Genomic DNA, 17,952 nt, shown 5'->3' with positions numbered 1-17,952 from the left:
GAACACGGAAAGTTGTACGGCCGTGATGTTTAGATGCGTCAAATGTCGAATCCATACAATAAAATTGCAGCAATAATAACTTACAGGGCTCCTGCGACCCGAAGGACTCTAGTCATTGACAAAGAGACCTTTTCCTAGGCCCGGACGGAAAACCGTCCGGGCCTTTTTTAGTATGTTTTCTGGATTCATCTGGGGGGTTTGCGGAACGAGTATCGGTGCTCGAATGTTGCCGACAATCACAAAGACATTGCTTAGGATGCAACGGAGCGTATTGCATAAATGGGGGGGGTAGAGATGCGCATGGATGGGAGCATGGCAATTGCAGCAGTCCGTGAAGGGATAATTTTGCTGCCCTGCGTTTTCCTCCGGTCCCCTGTTCGGCTTTGAAGCCCATGGCTACGCATCCTAACCCGGCACCTGCCCCGGACCTTGCGCCCGTCGATCTTCACTATTTTGCGCCTCCTGTGGCGCTGCGCAGCTATTTCGGATCCTTGTACCGTTTCACCGTAACTTTGCCGTCCTATCGCGACGTTACGCGGGCGGATGCCGGGCAGTTGCGCTTCATGATGTCGGGTGATGGCCACTACACCTTTCACGACGGACGCGATGTGGCGACGCCGGAGGTGTGCTTGCTGGGCCCTACAATGGGGGCAACGAGTTTCTGTCTGGACAGCCCCTCGGATGTATGGGGCGTTTCGCTATTGCCTCTTGGGTGGTTCGCGCTGGATGGCGGCGATGTTAGCCGCATGGTGGATGGTTTGGCCGACATGACGGTGGAGCATGGTCCCGACTATGCGACATTGCTCGAGCAGTTGCGCGATATCAGAACGGATAATGTCGAAAGTGCTGCCCGCATCTGGGCCTTTTTGGGATCGCGGTTGCAGCCAGTCTCTTCGACCAGGCAGGGAGTCATCGAAAGCGTCGATGCGTGGCTGAGTGACGAACATTCGCCGCGCGTCGCCGATCTGGTCACAGCGACCGGGCTTTCCGATCGGCAGGTCGCGCGAATCACCAACCGGCTATATGGCGGTCCGCCAAAGCTGCTGGCCCGTAAGTATCGCGCGTTAAGGTGCGCCGTGAGGATCGCGGTCGATCATACGCCTTGGCAGGAACTGTGCGATTCATCGACATTCTACGATCAGTCGCATTTCATTCGCGAGATCAAACATTTCGTCGGTCTGACCCCGCATCAGCTGATGACCGACCCTACCGAAGTCGCGCGCCTGACCCTGCAGCGGCGCGACATGGGCATGGCCATGGCGGAGATCAATCGGATCAGTTGACCCGCAAGGGTTGATTTCGCGCCCTTTTGGGACCACATGCCAATCGGAACGATTTACTCCGATTGGGATTCGCCATGCGACTGTCCAGCCTTGCCGACTATGCCATTGTCGTAATGTCCGCCGCCGCGCGTGCGGATGGCGACGTGCGCCTGTCGGCAACCGACATTGCGGTGCAAACCGGGGTGCCGTTGCCGACGGCCCAGAAATTACTGGGGCGGCTCGCCGCGGCGGGACTGCTCGAATCCGCACGCGGCACGGGCGGGGGATTTGCATTGGCTCGCACAGCCGAAACCATCAGCCTAGCGGATATCGTCGAAGCGGTCGAAGGCCCGATCGCCATGACCGCCTGTGTCGAGGAAGGTGCGGATCGCCATGATTGCGCGCTGGAAACCACGTGCCGCGTCCGTCCGCATTGGAGTGCCGTCAACGGTGCCATTCGCGGTGCGCTTGCCGGTGTGTCGCTGACCAGCCTTTCGAGAGAAGCCGTATGACCGACACTGAAACCACTGTTCGTAATGCCGAAGCGCAGGAGGCCGTCGATCGCGCCTCCACCTATGAATTCGGCTGGGCGAGCGACATCGAGCAGGACTTCGCGCCCAAGGGGCTGAACGAGGACACCGTTCGGTTCATCAGCGCGAAGAAGAGCGAGCCGCAGTGGATGCTGGACTGGCGGCTCAAAGCCTTCGCCATGTGGCAGAAGATGGAAGCGCCGGATTGGGCGAAGCTGAATGTGCCGCCGATCGACTATCAGGACGCCTATTACTATGCCGCGCCGAAGCCGCGCGCGGAAATCGATTCGCTGGATCAGGTCGATCCCGAAATCCTGCGCACCTATGAAAAGCTGGGTATTCCGATTGCTGAGCAGGAAATGCTCGCCGGGGTGAAGGGCAGTCGCAAGATCGCGGTCGATGCTGTGTTCGACAGCGTGAGCGTCGCCACCACCTTTCGCAAGGAGCTGGAGGAAGCAGGCGTCATCTTTCGCTCGATCAGCGAAGCGGTGAAGGAATATCCCGATCTGGTGCGCAAGTGGCTCGGCAAGATCGTGCCGATGCATGACAATTACTTCGCGACATTGAATTGCGCGGTCTTTTCGGACGGTACGTTCGTCTACATTCCGGAGGGCGTGCGTTGCCCGATGGAGCTGTCCACCTATTTCCGTATCAACGCGGAGAATACCGGCCAGTTCGAGCGGACGCTGATCGTCGCGGAGAAGGGCAGCTATGTCTCCTACCTCGAAGGCTGCACCGCGCCGATGCGTGACGAGAACCAGTTGCACGCCGCTGTGGTCGAACTGGTCGCGATGGACGACGCGGAGATTAAATATTCGACGGTGCAGAACTGGTATCCGGGCGATGCGGACGGCAAGGGCGGTATCTACAATTTCGTGACCAAGCGCGGGCTGTGCCAAGGCAAGAACAGCAAGATTAGCTGGACGCAGGTGGAAACCGGCTCTGCGATCACATGGAAATATCCAAGCTGCGTGCTGGCGGGCGAGAACAGCGTTGGGGAATTCTATTCCGTCGCACTGACCAATAATATGCAGCAGGCCGATACCGGGACCAAGATGATCCATCTGGGCAAAGGGTCGCGATCGACCATTGTGTCCAAAGGGATCAGCGCGGGGCGGTCTAACAACACCTATCGCGGGTTGGTGCGCGTGGCGGCGACTGCGGAGGGCGTGCGCAACTTCACGCAGTGCGACAGCCTGCTGCTGGGCGACCAGTGCGGCGCGCATACCGTGCCGTACATCGAGGTGAAGAACCCGAGCGCGCAGATCGAGCATGAGGCGACGACGTCCAAGATTTCGGACGATCAGTTGTTTTACGCGATGCAGCGCGGGCTGGACGCGGAAAGCGCGGTGTCGCTGATCGTGAATGGCTTTGCGAAGGAAGTGCTGCAGCAACTGCCGATGGAATTTGCGGTCGAGGCGCAGAAGCTGCTGGGGATCAGCCTTGAGGGGTCGGTGGGGTGATTGCGGCGCACTTTTACTCCGTCATGCCGGACTTGATCCGGCATCCCGCTTCTCCGTCGTTTGTGCGTGAAGGCAGCGGGACCCCGGATCAAGTCCGGGGCGACGAACAGAGATGGGCCTTCTTGGCCGAGATAACGGAATGACAATGCTCCAGATAAACAACTTAACTAACGCCATCGACGGCAAGGCTATCCTCAAGGGCCTGTCCCTCACCCTCAACGCGGGCGAGATCCATGCGATCATGGGGCCGAACGGGGCGGGGAAGTCTACCTTGGCCTATACGCTGGGCGGGCGCCCCGGTTATGAGGTTACGGGCGGCTCCGCGACCTTCGACGGGGCGAATCTGTTCGCGATGGACCCCCATGAGCGGGCCGCTGCAGGGCTGTTCCTCGGCTTCCAGTATCCGGTCGAAATTCCGGGCGTTTCCAACCTGCAATTCCTGCGTGAGAGCCTGAACAGTCAGCGGCGCGCACGCGGGGAGAAAGACCTGACCGGTGGTGAGTTCATCAAGCTGGCCAAGGAAAAGGCGGCGCTGCTTGGCCTCGACATGGAAATGCTCAAGCGGCCCGTGAATGTCGGCTTTTCGGGTGGCGAGAAGAAGCGGAACGAGATGGTGCAGATGGGCATCCTCGATCCGAAAGTCGCGATTCTCGATGAGACAGACAGCGGCCTCGATATCGACGCGCTCAAGATCGTAGGTGCTGGGATCAATGCGATCATGCGCAAGCCGGACAAGGCAGTGCTGCTGATTACCCATTATCAGCGTTTGCTGGATTATGTGGAGCCTGATTTCGTACATGTGCTGGCCGGTGGCCGCATCGTGAAATCCGGCGGGCCGGAACTGGCGCTGGAGCTGGAGCGCGAAGGCTATGCCGATGTGGTCGGCACAGAGTTGGCTGCATGAGCGCCGCAGGCACCTTATTCCTCCGCGTCTCCGCGTCTCCGCGCGAACACAATATTATCGCGCGGAGACGCGGAGACGCGGAGAAGGGTTTGCTTCGATGACGGCGCTAGCCCTTCCTACGTGGCGTGACGAAGCGTGGCGGTATAGTGACTTGGAGGCGGTCAAAAGCGTTTGGCCGGTTGCAGCGCCAACGCATATCGCCGTTGGTGCGGGTGAGACGACGCATCGGCATTTGGTGCAGGATGCTGCCGACGGCGCGACGGCGATCCATGATTATGTGATCGACATTGCCGATGGTGCGGCGTGCCATTTCCATGTGCTCAACATCGGTGGTGCGCTGGGCCGCGTGACGCTGGACGTGACGCTGGGTGAAGGCGCGCATTTTGAGCTGGGCGGGGCGATCATCGGTGGCGGGCATCAGACGCTGGAGATCGTCACGACGCTGAACCACGCTCTGCCGAATGCGACCAGCCAGCAGACGATCCGGTCGATTCTGGCGGGGCATTCGACAGGCAGCTATCTGGGCAAGATCGCGGTGGCGCGCGGCGCGCAAAAGACCGACGCGGCGCAGTCGGTAAAGGCCATGTTGCTCGACCGGACAGCGACCGCGAACGCCAAGCCGGAGCTGGAAATCTATGCTGACGACGTGAAGTGCGCGCATGGCGCGACGGTTGGCGAGCTGGACAAGGCGGCGTTGTTTTACATGGCTTCGCGCGGCATGGACCCGGTGACGGCGCGGACATTGTTGTTGCAGTCGTTCATTGCGGGTGTGTTCGACACTGTGGCGGACGAGGATGTGCGGGCGATGCTGGAAACGGCGGCGTTGGCGAAGCTGGAGGCGTTGTCGTGAATATCGGTACAACCCTCCCGCTCGGGACGAACGGAGGATATCGCCACGACTTCCCCGGTGTACTCGACTGGCACTATCTCGATACCGCTGCCACTGCGCAGAAGCCGCAAGCTGTGATCGATGCTATCGCGCGGGCCTATGGCGAGGATTACGCCACTGTCCATCGCGGCGTTTATGCGCGATCCGCCAATATGACGCTGGCCTATGAAGCAGCGCGGCGGAAGGTTGCGGCGTTCCTTGGCGCGGCGTCGGACAGCGAGATCGTGTTCGTGCGGGGCGCGACCGAGGGGATCAATCTGGTCGCGCAAAGCTGGGGCGGGGCGAGCCTTCAGTCTGGTGATCGCATTCTGCTGTCGATGCTGGAACATCACAGCAATATCGTGCCGTGGCAGTTGATTGCCGAGAAAGTCGGCGCGCATATCGATGTTGTTCCGCTGACCGCCGACGGACAGATTGATCTGGACGCGATGGCGGCGATGATCACGCCGGCGCACAAGATGGTGGCGCTGGCGCATGTGTCGAACGTGCTGGGATCGGTGCTGGATGCGCGTCGCGCCGCCGGCATTGCGCATAGTGTCGGTGCGAAGATCTTGCTCGATGGCTGTCAGGCTGTGCCGCGACTGGCGGTCGATGTGCAGGCGCTGGATTGCGATTTCTACGTCATGTCCGCGCACAAGCTTTATGGCCCCACCGGGATCGGCGCGCTGTGGGCGCGGCAGGATATTCTCGATGCGATGCCGCCGTGGCAGGGGGGCGGGTCGATGATCGACAAGGTGACGTTTGAAAAGACCACTTATGCGCCCGCACCGACCCGGTTCGAAGCGGGGACGCCGCATATTGTGGGCGTCGTGGGGCTGGCGGCGGCCATCGATTATGTACAGGGCATCGGGCTGGACGTGATCCATGCGCATGAATGCGGGTTAGTCGCGCAGGCGCGGGAAGCGTTGCAGGGGTTGAATTCCGTGCGTGTATTCGGGCCGGATAACAGCGCAGGCATTCTCAGTTTCGAAGTCGAGGGGGTGCATCCGCACGACGTCGGCACCATATTGGACGAGGAAGGCGTGGCGATCCGCGCCGGGCATCATTGCGCGCAACCGCTGATGCGTCATCTGGGCGTCGAAGCGACCGCGCGGGCCAGCTTTGGCATTTACAACGATGAAAGCGATGTCGCGGCGCTGGTGCGCGGGATCGAACGAGTGAGGAAAATCTTCGGATGAACGAAGAAACGAAAATAGCCATCGAGGAAGTTTCGGCAGTCGATGCACCGCCCAAGGCGCGGGTGGAGGATATCGAGTCTCCGGGGGAGAGCCCGGAGCGCACGCGCGATTATCTGGACGGATTCCTGAACGCCAAGCCGACCGAGGCTGCCGTCGGGGAGCCAGGTAGTTCCCTCTATGATGGGATCATCGAGGCGCTGAAGGACATATTCGATCCCGAAATTCCAGTGAACATCTACGATCTCGGCCTGATTTACGGCGTCGAAGTGACCGACGATGGTCATGCGGTGGTATCTATGACACTGACGACCCCACATTGCCCGGTCGCTGAAACGATGCCCGCAGAAGTCGAACTGCGCGTCGGCGCGGTGCCCGGCGTGGGCGATGTCGAAGTCAATCTGGTTTGGGATCCGCCGTGGGATCCGGGCAAGATGAGCGACGAAGCCAAGCTCGAACTGGGAATGCTATAGGTTTCGTTCAAAGTGGTACTTTGAACGAGTTGGGATTTGCCGTCTGCGTGGCTCTTAGTTGCGGTCATGTTGAACGGATAAATAGGAAAACCAGATGACTGACGTTCAGACCAAAACACGGGTCCGCCCTGCTGCCGTGATCCTGACGCAAAGCGCAGAGAAGCGGATTGCCGATTTGATGGGCAAGGCACCTGAAGGCACCATTGGTGTGAAGCTGTCGACGCCGCGGCGCGGTTGCTCGGGGCTGGCTTACTCGGTCGATTATGTCAGCGAGGAAGCCAAGTTCGACGAGAAGATCGAAACGCCGGGCGGCACCTTCTACATTGATGGTGGGTCGGTGCTGTACCTGATCGGATCGACGATGGACTGGGTCGAGGACGATTTCACGGCAGGGTTCGTGTTCGCCAACCCCAATGCCAAGGGAAGCTGCGGCTGCGGCGAGAGCTTTACGATTTAAAATTCCATATTGAACCGCATCGCGCCGCCGATCTCGTCAGGGAACCAGACGAGGTTGCCGCGTTGCTGGCGGCGATACAGGTTCGATGTCAGCCAGCCGCTACCTAACGGTAGCGCATAGACCATTTCCTGATCGATCTGCCGCCCCGTCGGTGCGAGATTGAGATCGACACGCCCCATCGTCGCGGACTGCGTTGCATAGTCATAAGCCGTGGGTAGCAACAGCCTCAGGCCGCCCGTTTCCACGCGCAATGGTTGTGAAAGGCGCAGGGCGAAGCGATCGGCTCGACGAAACAGGCTGCGCCGTTCGGCATCCAGCGCCCAGGCGTTGGTGGTGAGGTGAGCTTGCGACCCGGCTTGGGTCCAGCCTTGCCGGTATGATGCACCGACATTCCAGCCTTCGCCAGCATCGAAGCGCGCCGAGGCATCCAGGAACAGGCTGCGTCCGGCCAGCGCGCCGATCACGGGAGCAAAACGCGCGCCCAGCAAGGTGCCGTTCTCGCGCAGGTAGGTGAAACCAGTGGACAGTTGCACGGGGCCGGCGTCGCGCGTCGCGGCGACGCTGAAACTGGCATAACGCTGACGGTCGTTGCGCAGGCGCTCGAAAGCCAGCGTATCGTCGAACTGCTGCCATACGCGCCCGTTTTCTGCGGAGGCGGTCAGGGTCAAGCGTGCGCCGATGCGATGCTGCAGGGCCATGCTTGTCCCGGTCGCTCCCTCGAAGCCGGTGCTGGTGTTCGCGCCGTTGGCGATGAGGAAAGGCGGCTGCGCTATGTCGCCCATCCGTGCGGTGAGGCTGGCGGCGCTTTGTGCGAAGCCGAGCGCCAGCGTCGTGTCCGGCCCGATGCGCGTCAGGATCGCGCTGGACAGCACATGCGCGCGGTCGGCGTCCTGCTGCGAGAGCATGAGCCGCTGGCTGGTGATGGCGCCATCCCGGCCAGGTGCGATCGACAAGGCGATGCTGACCGGGCCGGTGGAACTGGCGAAGCTGCGGGTGCGGCCTTGCAGCGCGGGGGCGAGGCTGAGGCTGGGCGTTGCGGCGGCGACGGTCGGGGCGATGTCGATACTATAGGCGCGACCCAGACTGTCGAGGGCTATCGTCTGGGATGTGCCCGTGCCGGTGGCGTCACCCATAGCGGGGGACAATGTGCCGTTGCTGGTGAGCGAAACTGAAAGAGCGCTGCCCGCAAGGTTGGTCGATCCCGATGGCGCAAAGGCACGCGCGATGTTCAGCACGCCGCGTCCGTAGACCGCGTCCGCGCCCGGAGCGCCTGCGTCGTTGGCGCTGCTGAGAAGGAGCGAGACGATCTGCTGGCTCGTAAGATTGGGGAAAGCCTGCGCCAGCAATGCCGCTGCGCCCGCAATCTGGGGCGCGGAAAAGGACGTCCCAGTGTAGAGATACTGCACACCCTTATTGTCCTGCGACAGTACGCGCTCCCCCAAGGCGTTCAGTGTCGATTGCTCATAGCCCAGGGCGCCGTCCGAGAAGCTGCTGTGCGTGCCGCTCGCATCGACCGAACCGGCGATGATGACGAGACCGCGTCCCCCTCCTGCATCGACAATGGAGGTTGCGAAGGAATCGGGTGCGGCCACGCCGTCATTGCCCGATGCCACGACGATGATGACCCCGGCGGCGGTGGCGCGATCGACCGCTGCGGCGAGGTTGGAGGGCACTGCGCCCCCGCCAAGCGAGATGTTGACCACGCGCGCACCGCTGACGCGCGCATGATCGAGCGCTTGCGTGATGGCGGTGGTGCTGTGCTGACATCCGCTTTTCGGGTCGCTGGGGCTTTCGGTCGCGCAGCTTCCGGGGGTATCGGTGCGCAAGGCAAGGATCGTTGCGTCCCATGCCATGCCCAGCGTCTTGCTGTTGTTGCGTGCCGCCGCCAGCACGGTGGTGACGGCTGTGCCATGCCCGCCGGTATCCTCAATGGAGCCATTGCCGGCAAAATCGCGCGAGGCGCGGCTGATCCGGCCGGAAAATTCAGCGTTGGCGGTGGCGATGCCGCTGTCGATCACGCCGACGGTCACGTCCTTGCCGCTGGCGCCTGCTTGGTACGCCACTATCGCGCCATGCTGCGCCGGACCATCCGAGCCGCGATATTCAGTCGTATCGTAGTTGGTGGGCGTGGGCGTGGGCGTAGGGGCTGGAGCCGGCGCAGGTGTCGGCGTCGGTGTGGCTGGAGGTGCAGGAGTGGATGCAATCCCTCCGCCCCCGCCACCGCCGCCTCCGCAGGCCGAAAGGGCGCTTCCGGCAAGGAGCAACGCGAAGAGCGCGGCACGCTGACGCAGTAATGTCATTTCCATGTTCCCCTGCTGCCTCGATCTTTACTCTGCACCGCAAGCGATGAACATTAATTTAAACGCGGCTTGCCCGGATTGCTTTGCCCGCCTAATCAGCCGCCATGCGCGCGGACTTCGCTCATATCGACAGCTGGATCTTCGATCTGGACAACACGCTGTATCCGGCGAAGGCGGACCTGTTCGGCCTGATCGACATAAAGATGGGCGAGTTTATCCAGACGCTGCTGGGATGCGACCCGGTTGAGGCGCGGCGGGTGCAGAAGGGCTACTTCATGGCGCACGGCACCACGCTGGCCGGGTTGATGCGCGACCATGATACCGATCCGCGTGAGTTTCTGGACTATGTGCATGACATATCGCTGGACCGGATCGTCGCGGATCATGATCTGATCGACCATATCGCAAAGCTCCCCGGACGGCGGTTGATCTTCACCAATGGCGACGCGGCCTATGCGGCGCGGGTGCTGGCGAAGCTGGGCCTGAGCGACGCATTTGAACTTATTCACGACATCCATGCCTGCGCCTATGTGCCGAAGCCCGATCCTTCGGGTTATGCCATGCTGTGCGACATCCACGGTATCAACCCGACACGCAGTATCTTCTTTGAGGATATGGCCCGCAACCTGATCCCCGCCAAGGCGCTGGGGATGACAACGGTGTGGGTGAACAACGGATCGGAAGCGGGCAATGTCGATGCCCATGCCGACCATATCGATTATGAAATCGAACATCTGACGCCGTTTCTGGCGGATATCCATGGGGACTGACATGCACGACGCACTGATTGCCACGATTGATGCCGCCTGGGAGGCACGCGCCGACATCGGTGTGACCACCACCGGCGAAGTGCGCGACGCTGTCACCACCGCGCTGCGGATGGTCGATGCAGGCGAAGCACGGGTGGCGGAGCCGGTCGAGGGCGGCTGGCAGGTCAATCAATGGCTGAAGAAAGCGGTGCTGCTGTCGTTCCGGCTAAACGACAACGCGCTGATCCCCGGCGGTCCCGGTGGCAGCTTCTGGTGGGACAAGGTGCCGAGCAAGTTCGACGGCTGGGACGAAGCGCGGTTCCGCGCTGCGGGCTTCCGCGCCGTGCCGGGATCAATCGTTCGGGCGGGGGCCTATGTAGCCAAGAATGTCGTGCTGATGCCCAGCTTCGTCAACATCGGCGCGTTTGTGGACGAGGGAACGATGGTCGACACCTGGGTAACGGTGGGTAGCTGCGCGCAGATTGGCAAGAACGTGCATCTGTCGGGCGGCGTGGGTATCGGCGGCGTGCTGGAGCCGTTGCAGGCCGATCCGGTCATCATCGAGGACGATTGCTTCATCGGTGCGCGGTCCGAAGTGGTTGAGGGCGTGCGGATCGGCAAGGGATCGGTGCTGTCTATGGGTGTGTTCATTACCAAGACGACCAAGATCGTGGACCGCAGCACAGGCGAAGTGTTCATCGGCGAAGTACCGCCTTATTCCGTGGTCGTTCCCGGTTCGCTGCCCGGCAATCCCCTGCCCGATGGGACGCCCGGCCCGAACCTGGCTTGCTGCGTCATCGTCAAGCGGGTGGACGCGCAGACGCGGTCGAAGACGGCGATCAACGAACTGCTGCGCGACTAAGCGCAGTCCGCGTCAGCCAAATACGCCGCGGTCGCGCAAATACCGCACCATCCGATCGGCCAGTTGCGGCGTGAGTACGATCTTTTGCAGTACCGCCTCGGGCGCGGCGTCCGGGGCGGCGTTAACGGCGCGCGCTGCGGACTGCCATTTCGTTCGTGCCATTGCGCGGTCGCCTGCAGCGGCATAGGCGACCGCCAGAGTTACATCATAGGCAGGCTTGCGATATTCCTGGCCCATCGGCAGGCCGAGCGCAAAGCGCAACGCCGCTTCGCCTTCGCCTCGATTGCCCATGCTGACCAGGATCGGCATGGCCATGAACGCAGGTAAGGACGGGTCGAGCAACCATGCCCGCTTCAACGTCTCCTCATAATCCTTGTCCCCGCACTGATACATGAACAGCCCGGTCTGGGCGTAGGCAAGACTGTCGAAGGGGTTGCGCTCCAGTGCACGGAGGGCATTTGCCCGGCCCAGTTCGCACATGCCGTTGGCATAGGCCGCAAGGGCCATGGCCATAGCAGCCTCGGCGGAATGCGGGTTGGCATCGATAGCCTGCCGTGCCAGCGGCAACGCCTCACGCCGGATCGTCTCGCTATTTTCCGGCTGCTGAGTCGCATCCCTGAAGCGCATCACGATTTCAGCGGACAAGGCAGGGCTGTAGCCAGGGTCGCGCGTCAATGTCTCCTGCAGGCACCGGTGCACCGGCGCCTGAAGTTCCACGGCATTGGCAGTATAGTATTCGGTGTAGCGCATCATGCACGGAAAACCGGGTGAGAAGTCCCCGGAAAGGATGTTCCGCTCACGCGCGCCGATGACGCCGAATGGCGACATGATCGTTGCAATGGTGGGGCTGAGTGCTTCGCGCAACGACCCGACATCGGCCATTTCCAAGCGCTGGGACCAAAATTGCGTCCCGTCGCGGCTGTTCGACAAGGTGAGATACAGCAGTTTCCGCTCTGCACCGACCAGCGTTCCTGTCAGCCGATAATCGCTCGCGGGTCGAGTGCTTCCTTTCCCGCGCGTCGCAAGCGGTCGTACCGAAAGCGACCAGGAGCGATGCAGGGCATCGCCCAACACACGATCGATACGCTCCGCGAGGAGTGGGTCGGCGCCATCGACCGCATCGACAGGCGCGATATCCATTACAGGCGAAGGGGCAAGCGAAGCAGTTTGCACGGCAACGGCAGGTGGACGACCTGGCGTGCCTTTCGATCTGTCGACGATCGCCCAGGCGGTCACGAGCAAGAGGATGGCGACTGCCGCCGTGGCGAAAGCGACGGCCGGCCTGCGATACAGGGGTATGGGGACGGGAGAAGGCAGCTCCGGCGATATCGTGTCTGGGCAGGGAGAAGTGAGCGTGCCGATCAGCCAATGTACCTTGTAACTGCCATTGGGGATGGCGACGCGGATCCCATCGGGGCCATCGCCAGCATGCTCATAAAATTCCGCGATCATGCGACGCAGGCGTCCTACCTGGACACGAGGATAGCTGTCCGACTGCGGATCGAAACCGCTGTCCTTTCCCAGCCCATCGACAGCTACGCCATAGGCCTTGAGATTGTCGCCGCGTCCTGCGAAAGTTTCCGCTACCAGAAAGCGCAAAAGCCGGCGCATGACCGGCGCACGCTGAAATGCCGCGCTCGCACAGATGCGTTCGACTTCGGCATGGTATACTACGTCACTCGATGTAATGGCAGCATCCGCGTTGGTTGGCTCGTCGACCTGTGCCACGCTCTTCCCAATATGGTAATTTCGATTTCGGCTGAATGCCCTTGTCATAGCACCACATTACCATGTGTTTCCAGAAGATTGAGGTTGATCCGGATCAGGACATGTTACCGTTACATCATTTGATGTGACTTGTTCAGCAAAGGGCGCGCGATACAGCGAAGTCTGCATGTTCAGCGCTGTACGTTTCAACGTACAGCGGCGATGCGCGGCTTCGATCGTCTTGCTGTGTCCCCACACCTCGGCAAGCTCGGCAAACCGACATCGTTGATGCATGCCGTTAGCGGTGGACCGCGAGGAAAACCGGTGGCGACGCACCTGCCGCCCGGATCGAATATGGAGGATCCCCACCCTCCCCATGTTCGATCCGGGCTGTTTTTATGGATGAGCCCCGCACCGCAGGTTTCTATGCGGCGCAGTTGGTTTCAGGCCCGATCTCGCCTACAGGGACGCCATGCCTCCCGATTATGCAGCCACATTGGTGCCCCGCGCCGACGCGCCTCCCGCCTGGACGACGCTCCGCCGGTTCTTCATTTATCTGTGGCCGAAGGATTCGCGCGCCCTGCGGGTGCGGGTGGTGCTGGCGATGCTGTTGGTGGTGGCGGCGAAGGCGACCGCGTTCGCGATGCCGTTCCTGTACAAGGCCGTTATCGACCGGATGACGCCGGGGCTGGAGCCGGTAGCAGGCCTCGCCATTGCGCTGGTCGGTGCCTATGCGTTTGCGCGCTTCGTATCGGTGGTGTTCGACAATGTCCGCAATGTCGTGTTCGAACGGGTGGGGCAGGAAGCGACCCGGCGGCTGGCCGAACATGTGTTCGGGCATCTGCATCGCTTGTCATTGCGCTTCCATCTGGATCGCAAGACCGGCGCAGTGACCAAGATCGTCGAGCGCGGGACCAAGAGCATCGACACGATGCTGTATTTCCTGCTGTTCAACATTGCGCCGACGGTGCTGGAGCTGGCGGCGGTGTGCATCTATTTTCAGATCAAGTTCGGCTTTGGCATGGTCGCCGCTACGTTGGCGATGGTCGGCCTCTATATCTGGTTCACGCGGACCGTGACCGAATGGCGCAATCAGTTGCGGCGCGACATGGTGGACCTGGATACCGGCGCCGTGGCCCATGCCGTCGACAGCCTGCTCAATTTCGAAACGGTCAAATATTTCGGGGCGGAGCGGCGCGAGGCGGATCGCTATGGCAGTGCCATGCGGCTCTATGCGGCGGCGGCGGTCAAGTCGGAGAACAGCCTGGCGTGGCTCAACATCGGTCAGTCGCTGATCACCAATCTGATGATGGCAGGCGCGATGGGCTATACCGTGTGGGGCTGGAGCCGGGGCACGTTCAGCACGGGCGACGTGGTGCTGGTCAATGGTCTGCTCACGCAGCTTTTCCGGCCGCTCGATTTGCTGGGCATGGTGTATCGCACGATCCGGCAGGGGCTGATCGACATGGAAGCGATGTTCGCCTTGGTCGATACGCCGCAGGAGATTGTCGACGTGCCCACCGCCCCGCCGCTGAATGTGGCGCAAGGTGAAGTGCGGTTCGATAATGTGGTGTTCGGCTATGACAAGGAACGCGAAATCCTGCACGGGATCAGCTTTACGATCCCGGCGGGCAAGACGCTGGCCATTGTGGGGCCGTCGGGCGCGGGCAAATCGACCATCGCGCGGTTGCTGTTCCGTTTCTACGATATTCAGTCGGGCCGCATCCTGATCGACGGGCAGGATATCGCCAAGGTGCAGCAGGACAGCCTGCGCGCCGCCATCGGTATCGTGCCGCAGGACATGGTGCTGTTCAACGACACGGTCGGCTATAACATCGGCTACGGACGTGCCGGGGCGAGCCGCGAGGAGATCGAGGCAGCGGCGAAGGGCGCGTCGATCCATGAATTCGTGCTGTCGCTGCCGGAAGGATATGACACGCGGGTCGGTGAGCGAGGGCTCAAGCTGTCGGGGGGCGAGAAGCAGCGCGTGGCGATTGCCCGGACGCTGGTGAAGAACCCGCCGATTCTGGTGCTGGACGAAGCGACCAGTGCACTCGACAGCCGGACCGAGGAAGCGATTCAGGGCGTGCTGGGCGAGATTTCGCGGCGGCGCACTACCATTATTGTCGCGCATCGGCTGTCGACGGTGGTGGAGGCGGACGAGATCATTGTGCTGGATGCCGGGAGCGTGCGGGAGCGCGGGACACATGCGCAATTGCTGCGGGCCGGCGATCTGTATGCGTCGATGTGGGCGCGGCAGGCGCAGGAGCGCGAGACGGGTGAGGTGGTGGAGGCTTGACCACGGTTGCGCCTACGTCCTGCCCTATCTAAAGCGGCACCACTAACCGATCCGTTCGTCCCGAGCGCAGTCGAGGGACAGGTGGCGCGCGGTGCGCGAGGTGTCTCGACTACGCTCGACACGAACGGCGGCAAGTTAATGCCTCACAGTAAAGTCATCCTGTCCTAATGCCCCGCGATCCCCGCCAGCTTCTGCACGACATTTTCGGCTTTCCGGCTTTTCGCGGGGTGCAGGCGGATGTCGTTGCGCGGGTCATGGCGGGGCAGCGGACACTGGCGATCATGCCGACCGGGGCAGGCAAGTCGCTTTGCTATCAGCTTCCGGCCGTCGCGTTCGATGGATGCTGCGTGGTGGTCTCGCCGCTGATCGCGCTGATGCACGATCAGTTGCGGGCGGCGCAGGCGGTGGGCATCCGTGCTGCCAGCCTGACCAGCGTCGATGCGGACTGGCGGGAGACGCAGGACCGGTTGCGCGGTGGCGATCTCGACCTGCTGTATGTCGCGCCGGAGCGGGCGAGTGGCGAAGGCTTCCGGTCGCTATTGCGCTCCGCCAACATCGCGCTGTTCGCCATCGACGAAGCGCATTGCGTGTCTGAATGGGGGCATGATTTCCGCCCGGACTATCGCCTGCTGCGGCCCTTGCTCGACGAGTTTCCCGATGTCCCGCGGCTTGCGCTGACGGCGACGGCGGATGCGCATACGCGGGCGGATATCCTCAAGCAGTTGGGCATTCCGGCTGAGGGGATGATTATATCGGGCTTCGACCGGCCCAATATCCGCTATGCCGTGCATCCGCGCGATGGCCTGAGTAAGCAGATCGCCGACTTGCTGGCGGTGCAGCCGGGGCCGGGGATTATCTATGCGCAGACCCGCGCCGCGACCGAGAAGATGGCGGCGAGCCTGTCGGTCGGCGGGCGGCAGGTGCGCGCTTATCATGCCGGGCTGGACCCCAAGGTGCGCAGCGCCAATCAGGCCGCCTTCATCGCCAGCGAGGATATGGTGATGGTGGCGACGGTTGCGTTCGGCATGGGGATCGACAAGCCGGACGTGCGCTTTGTGGCCCATGCGGGGCTGCCGAAATCGATTGAAGGCTATTATCAGGAATCGGGCCGTGCTGGGCGCGATGGCGAGCCGGCGGAGGCGCATCTGTTCTGGGGCGCGGAGGATTTTGCGCGCGCTCGACAGCGGGTGATGGAAGTGGAAGCGGCGCGGCAGCAAGGCGAGCGGGTGCGGATATCGGCGCTGGGCGCCTTGGTCGAAACGGGCGGATGCCGCCGGGCGGTGCTGCTGCGGCACTTTGGCGAAGACCCGCCTGCGACCTGCGGCAATTGCGACAATTGCATCACGCCGCCCGCCAGCATCGACGCGACCGAGACGGCGCGCAAGTTCCTGTCCGCTGTCTATCGCACCGGGCAGAGCTTTGGCGTGCAGCATATCGAAGCGGTGCTGACTGGCGCAGCGAATGACAAGGTGCGGCAGCGGGGGCATGACAAGCTCTCCGTTTCCGGTATCGTGTCGGGGGATGAGGTTGCGCTGTTGCGTCCGGTGTCCCGCGCGCTGCTGATCCGCGATGCGCTGGAGACGAACGAGCATGGCGGGCTGATGCTTGGCCCCAATGCGCGGCCTATCCTGCGGGGGGAGGAGGCTGTGCCGCTGGTGCTGCCGCCCAAGCGTGCGCGGCGGCGCAATGCCCGCGATGGCAGCGCCGCGAACCCCAGCGACGATCCGCTGTTCGATGCGCTGCGCGCCTGCCGCCGTGAACTGGCGCTGGAGGCGGGGGTGCCGCCTTATGTGATCTTCCACGATTCGACGCTGCGGGAAATGGCGCAGTATCGGCCCGACAGCCTTTCGGCGCTGGGCACCGTCAGTGGCTTGGGGACGCGCAAGCTGGAAGCCTATGGCGATGCGTTCCTGACGGTGCTGCGCCGCTTCGGCTGATCCCTTGAAAGCGGGCGGCATATTGGGCATGGCGCGGGGAGCATTGCAGAAGGACACGCCGCTTATGTTCCGTCAGGTCACCGAAACGCTCTATGTCGCGCCGCAAATCAGCGTGGCGGACATAGTCGAAGCGAAGGCGCTGGGCGTGACGATGGTGGTCAACAACCGCCCCGAAGGCGAGGAACCCGGCCAGCCGACCGGCGCAGAGATCGAAGCAGCGGCGACGGCAGCGGGGCTGAGCTATGCTGCGGTGCCGGTGACCCACGCGGGTTTTGCGCCTTGGCAACTGGACGGGATGGATGCGGCGCTGGAACAGGCGGGGGACGGCAAGGTGCTGGCCTTCTGCCGATCCGGTACGCGCAGCACTTTGCTGTGGGCGCTGACCCGTGCGCGGGCGGGGGATGACGCCGATGCGCTGGCGGGACAAGCGGCGGCGGCGGGATATGACCTGTCGCCGATCCGGCAGATTATGGATGCTGTGCGGGGCGGGTAACGCTTACAGCACGTCGCCGAACATGAACCACAGCAAGGCGAGCCAAGCGAACAGGGCGACGACCCCCATCAGCACCGCGAAGCGTTCACGCACCCAGCGTGTCAGGGTGGCTGGGTCGGCATCATTGGGATCATCCATTTCCGAGGCGTAGAGGACATTGCCGTGGTCAGGCAATATGCATCGGCACTGGTTGGGTTTAGGTGCCGACGATTCGCTCTTTCGTCATCCCGGGCTTGACCCGGAATCCTGCTTTCTTCGTCCGCGCCTCAAGGGAAGCGGGACCCCGGATCAAGTCCGGGGTGACGGTAGTGTAAGGGGGGTTGTGTTGGATTTTCTCCAACGGGCGCGCGGGAGCGCTTTGTGCGGTGCACATGCAGAAAGTTGACGGTCGGCGCGTCCTTGCCTCGGTCACCCGGTGCTCGACGACTTGGTAACGGTAGTGTCTATAAAGC

16 protein-coding genes are annotated in these 17,952 nt (G+C 62.3%); 13 read left to right on the top strand and 3 right to left on the bottom strand.

Annotated features, from left to right (window positions below; all coding sequences use genetic code 11):
• Positions 1-392: 392 nt before the first annotated feature.
• From QMG56_RS16120 to QMG56_RS16085, 8 genes are all read left to right on the top strand, one after another.
• Entirely contained in the window at positions 393-1,283 is an 891-nt protein-coding gene (locus QMG56_RS16120; protein WP_281823310.1) for an AraC family transcriptional regulator, read from the top strand.
• A gap of 74 nt (positions 1,284-1,357) precedes the next feature.
• Complete coding sequence (locus QMG56_RS16115) at positions 1,358-1,774, top strand: SUF system Fe-S cluster assembly regulator (protein WP_230186538.1); 417 nt, start codon at positions 1,358-1,360, stop codon at positions 1,772-1,774.
• The gene (sufB, locus tag QMG56_RS16110) at positions 1,771-3,255 is read left to right on the top strand and encodes a Fe-S cluster assembly protein SufB (RefSeq protein ID WP_281823308.1); all 1,485 of its coding nucleotides are present in this window, start codon (positions 1,771-1,773) and stop codon (positions 3,253-3,255) included. The genes QMG56_RS16115 and sufB overlap by 4 nt, the downstream gene beginning before the upstream one ends.
• Before the next feature lie 145 nt (positions 3,256-3,400).
• Positions 3,401-4,159, top strand: coding sequence for a Fe-S cluster assembly ATPase SufC (sufC, locus tag QMG56_RS16105; protein WP_281823307.1), 759 nt, complete (start codon positions 3,401-3,403; stop codon positions 4,157-4,159).
• Positions 4,160-4,256: 97 nt separating this feature from the next.
• Positions 4,257-5,009: a SufD family Fe-S cluster assembly protein gene (locus QMG56_RS16100; protein WP_281823306.1), complete on the top strand. Its 753-nt coding sequence runs from the start codon at positions 4,257-4,259 to the stop codon at positions 5,007-5,009.
• Entirely contained in the window at positions 5,006-6,226 is a 1,221-nt protein-coding gene (locus QMG56_RS16095; protein ID WP_375713712.1) for a cysteine desulfurase, read from the top strand. Before QMG56_RS16100 ends, QMG56_RS16095 begins: the two co-directional genes overlap by 4 nt.
• Entirely contained in the window at positions 6,223-6,696 is a 474-nt protein-coding gene (locus QMG56_RS16090; RefSeq protein WP_281823305.1) for an SUF system Fe-S cluster assembly protein, read from the top strand. The genes QMG56_RS16095 and QMG56_RS16090 overlap by 4 nt, the downstream gene beginning before the upstream one ends.
• Before the next feature lie 94 nt (positions 6,697-6,790).
• Positions 6,791-7,153: an iron-sulfur cluster assembly accessory protein gene (locus QMG56_RS16085; RefSeq protein WP_281823304.1), complete on the top strand. Its 363-nt coding sequence runs from the start codon at positions 6,791-6,793 to the stop codon at positions 7,151-7,153.
• On the opposite strand, the gene QMG56_RS16080 is transcribed toward QMG56_RS16085, so the two are convergent.
• Positions 7,150-9,453, bottom strand: a complete 2,304-nt coding sequence (locus QMG56_RS16080) for a S8 family serine peptidase (protein ID WP_281823303.1) — start codon at positions 9,451-9,453, stop codon at positions 7,150-7,152. The two genes, QMG56_RS16085 and QMG56_RS16080, sit on opposite strands and share 4 nt — an antisense overlap.
• A gap of 104 nt (positions 9,454-9,557) precedes the next feature.
• Between QMG56_RS16080 and QMG56_RS16075 the strand changes: the two genes are divergently transcribed.
• Together QMG56_RS16075 and dapD are read left to right on the top strand one after the other, a co-directional pair.
• Positions 9,558-10,223: a pyrimidine 5'-nucleotidase gene (locus QMG56_RS16075; RefSeq protein WP_281823302.1), complete on the top strand. Its 666-nt coding sequence runs from the start codon at positions 9,558-9,560 to the stop codon at positions 10,221-10,223.
• Between the two features lies 1 nt (position 10,224).
• Positions 10,225-11,064: a 2,3,4,5-tetrahydropyridine-2,6-dicarboxylate N-succinyltransferase gene (gene dapD, locus QMG56_RS16070; RefSeq protein ID WP_281823301.1), complete on the top strand. Its 840-nt coding sequence runs from the start codon at positions 10,225-10,227 to the stop codon at positions 11,062-11,064.
• Positions 11,065-11,076: 12 nt separating this feature from the next.
• Here dapD and QMG56_RS16065 read toward each other — a convergent pair whose 3' ends face one another.
• A complete protein-coding gene (locus tag QMG56_RS16065; RefSeq protein WP_281823300.1) occupies positions 11,077-12,792 on the bottom strand; it encodes a hypothetical protein in 1,716 nt (571 codons plus the stop codon).
• A 451-nt stretch (positions 12,793-13,243) separates the two neighbouring features.
• Here QMG56_RS16065 and QMG56_RS16060 point away from each other — a divergent pair, with 451 nt between their 5' ends.
• From QMG56_RS16060 to QMG56_RS16050, 3 genes are all read left to right on the top strand, one after another.
• On the top strand, positions 13,244-15,070 hold the full coding sequence (locus tag QMG56_RS16060; RefSeq protein WP_281823299.1) for an ABC transporter ATP-binding protein/permease: 1,827 nt from the start codon (positions 13,244-13,246) through the stop codon (positions 15,068-15,070).
• A gap of 167 nt (positions 15,071-15,237) precedes the next feature.
• Positions 15,238-17,007 (top strand): DNA helicase RecQ, encoded by a 1,770-nt coding sequence (gene recQ, locus QMG56_RS16055; RefSeq protein ID WP_281823298.1) that lies wholly within the window; start codon positions 15,238-15,240, stop codon positions 17,005-17,007.
• 64 nt (positions 17,008-17,071) lie between these two features.
• The gene (locus QMG56_RS16050) at positions 17,072-17,500 is read left to right on the top strand and encodes a TIGR01244 family sulfur transferase (protein WP_281823419.1); all 429 of its coding nucleotides are present in this window, start codon (positions 17,072-17,074) and stop codon (positions 17,498-17,500) included.
• A gap of 3 nt (positions 17,501-17,503) precedes the next feature.
• Here QMG56_RS16050 and QMG56_RS16045 read toward each other — a convergent pair whose 3' ends face one another.
• Complete coding sequence (locus QMG56_RS16045; RefSeq protein WP_281823297.1) at positions 17,504-17,638, bottom strand: hypothetical protein; 135 nt, start codon at positions 17,636-17,638, stop codon at positions 17,504-17,506.
• Positions 17,639-17,952: the final 314 nt, after the last annotated feature.

The sequence above is a fragment of the Sphingobium sp. BS19 genome (genome assembly GCF_027925545.1).
GTDB lineage: Bacteria > Pseudomonadota > Alphaproteobacteria > Sphingomonadales > Sphingomonadaceae > Sphingobium.
This window is presented reverse-complemented; position numbering and strand designations above follow the sequence as displayed.